Source organism: Nonomuraea cavernae (assembly GCF_040655715.1).
Classification (GTDB): domain Bacteria; phylum Actinomycetota; class Actinomycetes; order Streptosporangiales; family Streptosporangiaceae; genus Nonomuraea; species Nonomuraea cavernae_A.
This window is the reverse complement of the sequence record NZ_JBFAKL010000027.1, coordinates 1-11,516: the sequence shown is the minus strand read 5'-3', so window position 1 is coordinate 11,516 and position 11,516 is coordinate 1. Positions and strand designations below refer to the sequence as shown.

Here is an 11,516-nt window from a genome sequence, read left to right as displayed (position 1 = left end):
GATAGCTAATATGTATAAGATTGAATGACAGTGCTCCAGCATGGGAGGCGACCGTGGATCTTGGTGAGAAAGCGGTGCTGGTGGTCGGTGTGGCCAGGCCACCCGGCCTGGGCCGGGCCGTGGCGGTGAGGCTCGCGCGATCCGGCGCCCGGCTGGTTCTCGCGGACGCGATCGGCCCCGTCGCCGGCGACACCGGCACCGGCCTGGCCGGCGCGGGCACGCTGCGCGACGTCGCCGACGAGGTGTCCGCGATCAGCGGGCGGCCCGTCCCGGCGCTCGAGGTCGACCCGACGGACCCCGCGTCCGTGACGGAGCTCGTCGAGGCGGCGGTGGCCGAACTCGGCCGCCTCGACGCCTGCTGCACCTTCGTCGGCGCCACCGGGCAGGGGCAGGGCGACGGGCCGCTCGCCGAGGTGGATCCGGCCGCCTGGCAGCGCGGGCTGACCTGGAATCTCACCGCCACCTGGCTGATCGCGCGGGCCTGCGTGCCCGCCCTGACCGCGGCCGGCGGCGGGTCGATCGTCAGCCTCTCCTCGTACGCCGGACTCACCCCGGTGGCCGGCGCCGGCGTGGTCGGCGTCGCCCGCGCGGCGGTCAACCACCTCACCGCCGTGCTCGCCCGCGAGCTGGGGCCGCTCGGCATCCGCTGCAACACCGTCTGCCCGCTCGGCGTGGACCCGGGCGACCCGAGATTTCCCAACCCCGGACTGGCCAAGCTCGCCGAGCGCGAGGGGATCCCGCTGGCCGACTGGCTCGCCCGTAACATCCCGCTCGGCCGCGGCCAGTCGGCCGACGAGGTCGCCGCCACGGTGGAGTTCCTCGTCTCCGACGCCTCCTCGTTCGTCAGCGGGGTGAACCTGCCGGTCGCCGGTGGGGCCCCGGCATGACGGCCGGATCCGTCCGTGCCCTCATCGGCGTCGACACGGGCGGCACCTTCACCGACACCGTCGTCACCCTCTCCGACGGGCGGCTCGGCGTGGGCAAGGCGCTCAGCACGCCCGGCCGTGTCGAGCAGGGAGTGCTCGACTCGATCACCCGCGCCGCGGCCGCGCTCGACCTCACCCTGCCGGACCTGCTGCGGCAGACGGCGATCCTCACACACGGCACGACGGTCGGGCTCAACGCCCTGCTCACCGGCACCGGCGCCAGGGTCGGCCTGCTCACCACCGCCGGCTTCGAGTCGACCCTGCCGATCGCCAAGGCGAACAAGACCCACGGCCTGGACGAGCTCGACCTCAGCATGCCGACCCGCTGGCGCAAGCCAGACCCGCTCGTGGCCCGCGCCGACATCGCCGGCGTGGCCGAACGAATCGACGTCAACGGCACGGTCGTCCGGCCGCTGGACGAGGAACAGGCCCGTGCGGCGATCCGGCGGCTCGCCGCACGCGGCGTCGGAGCCGTGGCCGTCTCGCTGCTCTGGTCACCGGTGAACGCCGAGCACGAGCGGCGGCTGGCCGCGCTCGTCGGAGAGGAGATGCCGGGCGTCCACGTCTCCTCCTCGGCCGCCATCGCCCCGGTCGTGGGCGAGTACGAACGCACCTCCACCGCGGTGCTCGACGCCTACCTCGCACCCGCCGTCGGCACCTACCTGCGCGCCCTGCGAGAACGGCTGCGCGAGCAGGGCTTCGGCGGAGTCCTGATGATCCTCCGCACCGGAGGCGGAGCCGAGCCGGTGGAGCACACCCTGCGGGCCCCGGTCAACACGTTGCGCTCGGGCCCGGTGGCCGGACTGGCCGCCACGGCCGGGCTGGCCAGGACACTGGGCCGGCCCAACGTCATCGCCACCGACGTCGGCGGGACGAGTTTCGACGTCGGGCTCATCATCGACGGCCGGACGCAGCGCGCGACCCGGCCGATGGTGCACCGGCACGCGCTGGCGATCCCCGTGGTCGAGGTGGAGTCGATCGGCACCGGCGGCGGCAGCCTGGCCTGGCTCGACCGCGGACTCGGCACCCTGCGGGTCGGTCCGCGCAGCGCCGGGGCCGACCCGGGGCCCGCCTGCTACGGGCGGGGCGGGACCCGGCCCACGCTCACCGACGCCTCGGCCGCGCTCGGCTACATCACCCGGCTCGGCACCACGGTCGAGCTGGACGTCGCGGCGGCGCGGGCCGCCATCCGCGAGCACATCGCCGACCCGCTCGGGATCAGCGTGGTGGCCGCGGCCGAGGGAATCGTCCGGATCGCCGCCGACCAGATGCGCGACCTCATCCGCCGGACCACCGTCCAGCGGGGCCACGATCCGTCGGCGTTCGCACTCGTCGCCTTCGGCGGGGCGGGCCCGCAGTACGCGAGCTGGTACGCCGACGGGCTGGGCGCGACCGACGTCGTGGTCCCGGATCTGGCCGCGGAACTGTCGGCGTACGGAGCCGTCTCCAGCGACCTGAACATCGGCGCGGAGAGAGGCGTCGTCCCCACGCCGTTGCACCGGGCGGGCCCCCTCATCGAGGCCACGCTGGGGGAGCTCGCCGGAGAACTCGCCGCGAGCCTGTCCGCCGAGGTGGACGACGTCGTGGCGGCGTCCGGCCGGGGCCGGGTCACGCACCGGACCGTCGCCCTGCGCTTCTACCGGCAGCAACGCAGCATCGAGCTGACCGTGGAGGCGGCCGCCGGCCCGGCCGAGCTCGCCCGCCTGGACGCGACCTTCCGTGAACGCTACGAGGAACTGGTCGGCCCCGGGTCGGCCGACGCGCGGTCGGTGGTGGAGGTGGTCAGCGTCCGGGTGGACCTCACGGTCGCGGTGCCGGTGCCGCCCCCGGTCCTCCGGAAAACCGGCGCGGCCGAGCCTATCGGCGCGCGGCCGGCCTGGTTCGGCGGGATCGAGCACCGCTGCGCCGTCTACGACTGGCGGCGGCTGCCCGCCGACGCGCGGATCGAGGGCCCCGCGTTCATCGAGTCGGAGCAGACCACCGTGGTGGTGCCACCGCTGCGGCAGGCGCGCATGGACACCAATGGACACCTTCACCTTGGCTGACGCCGGAAGGACGACGATGGTTGACGAGATCACTTTCGAGGTGCTCCGGCATCGGCTCGACGCGATCAACGACGACGCCGCCTCGATCCTGGCCCGGCTCTCCGGCTCCCAGCTCGCGGCCGAGGCGCGCGACCTCAACACGGTGATCATGGCGCCCGACGGCCGGGTCGTCTGCTGCGGCCGGTACGTGCTGGCCCAGGTCGTCTCGATGCACCTGGTGGTGCGCGACATCCTGGAGCAGTACCCCGACAATCCCGGCATCGGGCCCGGCGACCAGTTCGTGACCAATGACCCGTACGTCGGGACGCTGCACCAGCCCGACGTCGTCGTGGTGGCGCCGATCATCGTCGAGGGCCGGATGGTGGGCTGGTGCGGTTCGACCGTGCACCAGCCCGACGTCGGCGGTCCCAATCCGGGCGGCATCACCTACGACGCCAGGTCGATCTTCGACGAGGCGGTCCCGATGCCGCCGGTCCGGATCGTCGAGGCGGGCCGGATGCGCCGCGACATCGAGCGGGAGTACCTCGCCCGCTCGCGCACGGCCGAGCTGAACCGGCTGGACCTGCTCGGCCAGGTGGCGGCCAACCGCAGCGTCGTCGAGCAGGTGGACCGGCTCTGCGCCCAGTACGGCGCCGGAACGGTCGGCGCGGTGATGGACCGCCTCCTGGAGCGGACCGAACTGCTGCTGCGGGAACGGCTACGCGCCCTACCGGACGGGCGATGGCGCCACGTGAGCCATGTCGAGTACCGGCCGCACGGCAGCCTGGCCGACGAGCCCGAAGCGGTCTACGCCGTCCGGCTCACCATGACCAAGCGCGGCGACGACCTCGAACTGGACTTCACCGGCAGCGATCCCCAGGCCCCCGGCGCCATCAACGCCGCCTACCCGGCGCTCGCCAACTTCGCGATCGGCAGCGTGCTGATCTACCTGTGCGGAGGGCTTCCGTGGGTGCCCGGCGGCGTCTGGCCGGTGGTGCGGATCCTCAGCCGGGAGGGCACGGTCGTGCACGCCCGGTGGCCCGCCGGCGTGGCGATGAGCACCGCCGCCACCTGCCAGGCGATCCGGGTGTCGGTCAACTCCTGCGTCGCCCGGATGCTGGAGACGTCCGAGGAGTTCGCGCCCCTGGTGATGGCGAGCTGTCAGGCCGCCGGCGGCGGCGGGGGAACGGTGCACGGCCTGCGCGACGACGGCACCGCGTACGCCACCATGACCCTCGACGAGATCACCGGCGGTGGCGGGGCGACCTGGCTCGGCGACGGCGCCGACTCCTCCGGCTACACCACGTCGCCGGGGGCGTCCTGCGCCAACGTGGAGGTCAACGAGGCCTACCTGCCGCTGTTGTACGAGCGGCGCGTGGAACTGGCCGACACCGCCGGACCCGGAAAGTACCGCGGCGGCGCCGGCACCCTGCACGCCCTGACGCCGTACGGGACCGGGACGCCGATGACGATGATGTCGTTCGGGCAGGGACTCCAGCACCCGCTCGCCGCCGGGGTGTGCGGGGGAGAGTTCGGCGGGCAGAGCGTCGTCGCGGTGACGCCGCGTACCGGCGTGGACGACCTCCCGGCATCGGACGACCTTCCGGCAGAGGAAGGCTGGAGCCTTCCGATGCCGTCGTCCACGATCCAGATCGGCGCCGGCGACCTGCTGATCTCCGTGTCGCAGGGCGGTGGTGGGCTCGGTGACCCGCTGGAGCGCGAGCCGTCGGCGGTCCTGGACGACGTCATGAACGGGCTGGTCTCAGTGCGCGGCGCCCGGCGTGACTACGGCGTCGTCATCGCCACCGTCTCGCAGGTTTCACCCGGTTTGGGAGCCCCGGCCGCGCCAGGCGCCACGGAGGTGCCGAACGCGGCGGGCACGTCGGACGCCACGGACGCGCTGAGGGCGTCGGACGCGGGGGAGCCGTGGGTCGAGGAGGCGGCCACGGAGCGGTTGCGCGCCGAACGGCGGCGGCTCAGGATCGGCCGCTCACCGGCGCCCCCGGTGACCGGCGGAAGGGCGGGGCGGCGCCTGTCGGCGGCCTTGGACCTGCTTCCCGCCGCCGCATCCGCCGCGTCGGCCGCATCCGCCGCGTCGGCCGCATCCGCCGCGTCGGCCGCATCCGCCGCGTCGGCCGCATCCGCCGCGTCGGCCGCGTCGGCCGCGTCTGACGTGTCCGCCGCGTCGGCGTCGGCTGCCCCTGCGTCGGCCGCGTCCGTGTCCGCGCAGGGCGAGCGGGACGGGGTCGTGGCTTGCGCCAGGTGCGCCACCGTACTGTGCGGTGCGCACGAGAACGTGCACGAGCACCTGGTCGCCGACGACGTGTCCCCTGCGGGGCGCAGCCCGCTCGGCGCCGTCTACGCCGGTGGGGAACGGTTCGTGCTGAGGCACTTCTACTGCCCGGCGTGCGCCGCGCAGATCGACGTGCAGGTCCACCGGGTCGGCGACCCGGTGCTGGCGGCGATCGAGGTGCTCTGAGCTCGGCCGCCCGCACCGTGCGTGCGCCCGCATCGTGCTGTGCCCGCACCGTGCGTGCGCGCGCACGCCGCCTGTGCGCGCACGCCGCCTGTGCGCGCACGCCGCCCGCGCATGATGCCGCGCGCGCGGACGACGGCGCTAACCGAGGACGCCCGACTCGCGCAGGGCGGTCAGTTCGCCGGCGCTCACGCCCAGCTCGCCCAGCACCTCGTCGGTGTGCAGGCCGGGCGTGGCCGCCGGCGCCGGCCGCGCCATCTCCTCGCCGACCAGGTGCACCGGCAGCGGCAGCAGGTCGGCGCCGTACTCCTGGGCGGGCAGCCACGCCGTCCGGGCGGCGAAGTGGGGGTCGGCGGGAAGCGTGGCGGGCGAGTTGACGGGCGCGATCGGCACGTCGGCGGTGAGGCCGACCTCGACCCAGTCGGCGGTGGACCGGGTCAGGAAGACCTCGGTGAGTTCGGCCCGCAGCCGGTGGTCGCCGAGCGCGTGGTCGGCGACCTCCTCGCCGTCGCGGTCACCGAGCAGGTCGGTCCGGTCGACCGCCCGGCAGAACCGTTCCCAGAACTTGCGCTCGCTCGCCATGAACAGCACGTGGCCGTCCGAGCTGCGGTAGACCTGGTAGCGCACGCTGTCACCCATTCCTGCCGTGCCGGGTTCGCGGCGCACGCCGCCGTCGGCGGGGTTGCCGGTCACCTCCGTCTCGGGCCGCAGGTGCGCCCGGTGCCCCTCGATCGTGAGCCAGTCCACCGCGGCCGCGGCCTCGCACTGCGCGACGTCGATCGCGCAGCCCTGCCCGGTCCGGCCCGCGCGCAGGGTCGCGGCCAGGATCGCGCTGGCGGCCAGCAGCGGTGCCACCCGGGTGCCGAGCGGCACGTTCAGCTCGGCCGAGGAGAAGCCCTGCTCGGTGGTGCCGAGGCGGAGCCCACCGGCCCACGCGTCGAACGCGACGCCGTGCGCGGCGAGGTCGGCGTACGGTCCGGTGGTGCCGTAGCCGGACACCGTGCACCAGACCAGCGCCGGGTGGCGCTCGCGCATCGCGGCGGGGCCGAGCCCGCGCCGGGTGAGGACACCGGGGCGCATCCCCTCGATCACGACGTCGCTCGCCCCGATGAGGCGTTCGGCCACGCGCGCGCCCTCGGGCCGCTGGATGTCGATGGTGACGCTGCGCTTGCCGCGGCCGAGGTGATGGTGCATGAGGGACACGCCCTGGACGAACGGCCAGCCGACCTTGCGGATGTAGTCGCCCTCGCCGGGGCGTTCGACCTTCACCACGTCGGCCCCGAGGTCGGCCAGCACGGTGCCGACGCCTCCCGCTTCGAGGAGGGCGAACTCCACGACCCGGACACCCTCCAGCAGGCGCACCGCCATTTTGACTCCTGATCGTTGACTTGAACTCACAAGATTACTATCTTCTATATAATAACAAGATAGCTTGGACGAGTCACCTCCGCAGACGACGGACCGTCAGGGAGATCCATGGATCACATCGGCCAGCTCAACCCTTCAGGTGCACCTGGCGAGGGGCCGCCGGCGGCGCCCCGCATCACCGTCCGGGAGGCGTCCCGGTCCTTCGTGACCACCGGGCGTTCGGCCGTCCACGCGCTGGGACCGGTCGACCTGTCCATCGGGGACGACGAGTTCCTCTGCGTGGTGGGGCCGTCCGGTTGCGGCAAGTCGACCCTTTTGAAGATCATCGCCGGACTGCTCGCGCCCTCCTCAGGAGAGGTGGCGATCGAGGTGTCCGGCGATCACCGCATCCCGATCGCCATGGTCTTCCAGGACTACGGGATCTATCCCTGGAAGACGGTGCGAGCGAACGTGGAGCTCGGGCTGCGGCTCAGCGGCCGTCCGCCCGCCGATCGGCGCGAGATCGTCGACGACTGGCTGGGCCGCCTAGGACTGACCGACTTCGCCGACGTCTACCCCGGAGCGCTCTCCGGTGGCATGCGCCAGCGGGTCTCCATCGCCCGCGCGCTGGCCATCGACCCCGAGGTCCTGCTGATGGACGAGCCGTTCGCGGCCCTCGACGCCCAGCTGCGCGAGGTGCTGCAGGACGAGCTGCTGGCGATCTGGCAGGCCCGCCGGCGCACGGTCGTGTTCGTGACGCACAGCCTTGAGGAGGCGCTGCTGCTCGGTGACCGCGTCGTCGTGATGAGCGCGCGCCCAGGCCGCGTCATCGCCGACATCGACGTGCCGTTCGAGCGCCCCCGGTCCAGCGCGATCCGCACCGACGCCCTGTTCGCCAAGCTGCGCGGCGAGCTGTGGACGAGCCTGCACTCGGAGGTCGTCGCCCAGTTCGACGCAGGAAAGGACCGGCCATGAGCACCGTGCTGACCCGGCGTCCCGGAGTCGCGGAGCTGCACCCGGTGCGCACCCGGCGCCGCTGGAGCGCGGCCAAGATAGCCCTCGGCGTCTCGGTGCCGGTGCTGTTCGTGGTGGTGTGGCAGCTCAGCGCCGCCCTCGAATGGGTCGACCCGTTCCTCTACCCGCCGCCGAGCCGGCTCGTTCCGGGCATCGCCGCGCTGTGGGAGGACGGCCGGCTGGTCGACGCCACCGTCACCAGCGTGCGCCGTGTCATCCTCGGATACCTGCTGGGCGCCGTCACCGGGCTGGTGGTCGGCTTCCTGATGGGCATGTCGCGGGTGCTGCGCGCGGCGCTCGAACCGTTCTCCTGGGCGTGGTACACGGTGCCCAAACTCGCGCTGCTGCCCATCTTCCTGACCATCTTCGGCTTCGGCGACACGTCGGTGGTCGTCCTGATCGCGATGACGGTGTACTTCTTCGTCTGGATCTCGGTCATGTCGGCGGTCATGGCGGTGCCCACCGGCTACCGCGAGGCGGCCCTGATGCTGCGTGCCAACCGGTGGGAGATGTTCCGTCACGTGCTGCTCCCGGCCGCGTTGCCGGAGATCTTCGTGGGCCTGCGGATCGCCGCGGGGGTCTCCGTCCTCATGCTCGTCGGCATCGAGTTCGTGATCAGCGACCAGGGGCTCGGCTACCTCATCGAGCAGGGCCGCACCCTGCTGCTGCTCGAACAGAGCTACGTCGGCATCGTGCTCGTCGCCGCCATCGGCTACTTCTTCGCCCTGCTGGTGAAGCTCATCGGGCGCCTGTTCATCCGGTGGGCGGCCGACGACAACGCGATCATCCCCTCCTGACCGGTCACGCGCCCCTGCTGCCCGGTCCTGCCTTCACGCCCCCCAACTGGAGGAACCTGTGTCGAAATTACGTGTCCTGGCCGCGGCGCTGGGAGTCGGGGCGCTGCTGCTCTCGACGGCCGCCTGCGCCGCTGACGACGAGCCGGTGGCGGCCCCCGCCGATCTGGGCGCCGTCGTGCCCGTCGAGGGCTGCGGGGCGGACTCGTACGTCGATCCCGCCGACCTGAACCCGACCCGGAAGGTCGCGCGGTGCGCGGCGAACGCCCCCGCCCCCCAGCCGCTGAAGGAACCCGCCACCATCCGGATGACGGCCGCGTCGAGGTCCAGCAGCCTCGCGCCGATCTTCGTCGGGATGGAGCTGGGCGAGTTCGAGAAGGAGAACCTGAAGGTCGAGTTCTCGGTGCTGCCGTTCGCCGACGCGATGCCGCAACTGGCCGCCGGACGGGTCGACATCTCCTACGGAGGCACCGAGGCCGGCCTGTTCAACGCGGTGAACCAGGGCCTGGCCATCAAGTGGATCCTGGGCAACTTCATCGAGCCCAAGTCGGCCGACCTGTCCCAGCCGCAGACCGGGCTCTGGGCCCGCCGCGACATCTTCTCCGACCCGCAGAACCCGAAACTGGCCGAACTCAAGGGCAAGACCCTCGGCTCCACCGTGGGAGCCGCCTCGGCCATCGCCTACCCGATGAACAAGGCGCTGACCGAGGCGGGCACCTCGCTGCAGGACATGCAGATCAAGCAGCTTACGCCGACGGACTTGATGACGGCCCTGGCCAACAAGGCCATCGACACCGCGTGGCTGCTGGACCCGTACTGGCTGACCGCCGCGAGCAGCCCGGACAAGTACGTCCTGATCGGCGGGCAGGCGCCCGGCGAGCCGCTCGGCGGCTTCTACACCGGCAAGTCGATGCTGGAGGAGCGGCCGGAGGTGCTTCAGGCGTTCGTCCGCGCCTACATCCGGACCATCAACACCCACCTGGACGGCGACTACATCAAGAAGGAGAACGTTCTGGCCGCCATCGTGGCCGGCACCCAGCAGCCCCGCGAGTCGCTGACCCGCACCCCCGCGCTCACCTTCGACTGGGAGATCCGCAAGGGCACGGGTGAGGAGGAGCAGAAGGTGTTCATCGCCTTCAAGACGGTGAAGTACACGGAGATCCTGCCGGAGGATCGCTACGTGGACCGCTCCTTCTACGCCCGGGCCGTGGGCCATACCGGTTCGTAGTCGTCACCACCTCCCCGGCGGCAGGCGGCGGGGCGCCTACCGCCGGGGGGTCACACCGCGGAGCCGGCCGTGGCGGGCTGCGGGGCGGGAGCCGGATAGTACGCCATCCAGCCGTCGTCGCCCATCCGCAGCACCCGCACGCCCAGCGCGCCGAGCGCCAGGGCGGGCAGCGCCCACAGCGGGACCGTCAGCGGACCGTACGGGACGAACTGCGCGGTGAGTCCGCAGAGCGCGACCGTGAGCGGGATCCACCAGTGCGCCGCGCCGGCCCGCCACACGGCGACCAGCAGCAGCGGCAGGCCGAGCAGCGCGAAGAAGATCCACGGCAGCGTGAAGCCGAAGACCACGCCGGGCAGGTCGAGGACCTCGCCGGCGAGCCGCTGGGCCTCCTCGGCCGGGTAGCGCTGGCCGAACCACCACTCCACCGGGTCGGTGAGCAGCAGAGCGGACAGGTTGATGTAGCCGACGATCGTCATCGTGCCGGCGATGTGACCGAACACGACCGCCTTGCGACGCACCAGGTGCATCAGGCCGAACGCGGCGATGGCGGTGAGCACCCAGCTCCAGTGGTAGAGCACCGACTGCAACTGGGCCAGCGCCGGGTTGTCGCCGAAGCTGACCGCCTCGCGGTCGTCGCCCCAGGTGCCCGGGTCGACGATGACCGCGATCAGCTGGAGCACCGGCGCGACGATCAGCAAGGAGCCGGTCGCGACGCGTCTGAAGCGGACCGAGTTGTTGAGCATGCGGGGGCCTCCTGGCCGGCCGAGAGGGACTGTCCGGCTGGATGTTAGGCAGCACGCCCGCCCGGCGGCGTCCACCGCCGGGCTGATTCCCGGTCAGCCGCTGAGCTGACCCCGCGCCAGCCGTCGTCCGCGACGGACCTCCGCGTACCTCGTTCGTGCACCCGACACAGGCAGGACGACCAGGAATGAGCGCCTGGGTCAGCGGAGGGTCAGTATGGGGTGCCACGTCGCGTCCGAACCGCCGTCCTCGCGATAGGACGACAGCCGGGTGACTTCCCTGCCGTCCACACTGACCAGTACGAGGGCGTTGCGGAATTCGTTCGCACACCTGTCTTCGCAGCCGAGGGCGATCACATGCTCGTCGTCGGCCCATGCGAGCAACTCGAGAACGGGTTGGGTTCCGGCTTCGAAACCGGAGGCTCTGTCGATGACCTTGGTCGGCATTCCCGCGGGTCCCGCCAGCAGCTTTCCGTTCGGTGACAGCCCGGCTCGCCCTGCCTTATCCTCCGACAGCTCAACGTGGCCGCTGGGCATGGCACGGGCCTCGCCGTCCAGGTCGAAGGAGAGTGCGTCGTTGGCTTCGCCGGTGATGAGGTTGGGCGAAGCCCAGCGGAAGTCATTTCGCGGATGCGCCGCCTGCTTGTCGCCTCGTGGCACTGAATTGAACCGCGCCGTCATCGTGGTCGCGTCCACGATGAAGAACCCGCTACGTGGACTCACGCCTTTCGTCCCGTAGCGCGTATTGGCGTTCACGAACTCGATCTCGTCGGGGTGCCGGTCATAGCTGGTGGCCAGGATGTTCTTTCCGTCAGGCGACCAGGTCGCACTCGCGGCCCCTTGTGGGAGATCGATCCAGGAGAGCACTTTCTGGTACTACATCCGTAGATCGCGCGGTAATGGGTCGCCTCGTCGGCGGTAGTGGCTGATCAGAGCGCGGGTTTGGTGGGTTTGCCGGAATCTGGAC

9 protein-coding genes are annotated in these 11,516 nt (G+C 72.0%); 6 read left to right on the top strand and 3 right to left on the bottom strand.

The features are described from left to right. Window positions 1–53 precede the first annotated feature (53 nt). Genes AB0I38_RS31330 through AB0I38_RS31320 form a run of 3 tightly spaced genes read left to right on the top strand, consistent with a single transcriptional unit; the run spans window position 54 to window position 5,429 of the window. A complete protein-coding gene (locus AB0I38_RS31330) occupies window positions 54–887 on the top strand; it encodes an SDR family NAD(P)-dependent oxidoreductase (protein ID WP_358487664.1) in 834 nt (277 codons plus the stop codon). Then, a complete protein-coding gene (locus tag AB0I38_RS31325; protein WP_358487660.1) occupies window positions 884–2,971 on the top strand; it encodes a hydantoinase/oxoprolinase family protein in 2,088 nt (695 codons plus the stop codon). The genes AB0I38_RS31330 and AB0I38_RS31325 overlap by 4 nt, the downstream gene beginning before the upstream one ends. Before the next feature lie 16 nt (window positions 2,972–2,987). Next, window positions 2,988–5,429: a hydantoinase B/oxoprolinase family protein gene (locus tag AB0I38_RS31320; RefSeq protein ID WP_358487657.1), complete on the top strand. Its 2,442-nt coding sequence runs from the start codon at window positions 2,988–2,990 to the stop codon at window positions 5,427–5,429. A gap of 138 nt (window positions 5,430–5,567) precedes the next feature. On the opposite strand, the gene AB0I38_RS31315 is transcribed toward AB0I38_RS31320, so the two are convergent. Further along, window positions 5,568–6,794, bottom strand: a complete 1,227-nt coding sequence (locus AB0I38_RS31315) for a CaiB/BaiF CoA transferase family protein (RefSeq protein WP_358487651.1) — start codon at window positions 6,792–6,794, stop codon at window positions 5,568–5,570. 108 nt (window positions 6,795–6,902) lie between these two features. Between AB0I38_RS31315 and AB0I38_RS31310 the strand changes: the two genes are divergently transcribed. From AB0I38_RS31310 to AB0I38_RS31300, 3 genes are read left to right on the top strand one after another with little or no spacing between them, the layout of a single operon-like run. Continuing rightward, a complete protein-coding gene (locus AB0I38_RS31310; protein WP_358487646.1) occupies window positions 6,903–7,748 on the top strand; it encodes an ABC transporter ATP-binding protein in 846 nt (281 codons plus the stop codon). Further along, complete coding sequence (locus tag AB0I38_RS31305; protein ID WP_358487643.1) at window positions 7,745–8,584, top strand: ABC transporter permease; 840 nt, start codon at window positions 7,745–7,747, stop codon at window positions 8,582–8,584. Before AB0I38_RS31310 ends, AB0I38_RS31305 begins: the two co-directional genes overlap by 4 nt. Before the next feature lie 58 nt (window positions 8,585–8,642). Then, window positions 8,643–9,809 (top strand): ABC transporter substrate-binding protein, encoded by a 1,167-nt coding sequence (locus tag AB0I38_RS31300; protein ID WP_358487638.1) that lies wholly within the window; start codon window positions 8,643–8,645, stop codon window positions 9,807–9,809. A gap of 50 nt (window positions 9,810–9,859) precedes the next feature. Here the strand turns inward: AB0I38_RS31300 and AB0I38_RS31295 are convergent, their stop codons facing one another. Together AB0I38_RS31295 and AB0I38_RS31290 are read right to left on the bottom strand one after the other, a co-directional pair. Beyond that, the gene (locus AB0I38_RS31295) at window positions 9,860–10,552 is read right to left on the bottom strand and encodes a hypothetical protein (RefSeq protein ID WP_358487631.1); all 693 of its coding nucleotides are present in this window, start codon (window positions 10,550–10,552) and stop codon (window positions 9,860–9,862) included. A gap of 198 nt (window positions 10,553–10,750) precedes the next feature. Continuing rightward, entirely contained in the window at window positions 10,751–11,416 is a 666-nt protein-coding gene (locus AB0I38_RS31290; RefSeq protein WP_358487627.1) for a hypothetical protein, read from the bottom strand. Window positions 11,417–11,516: the final 100 nt, after the last annotated feature.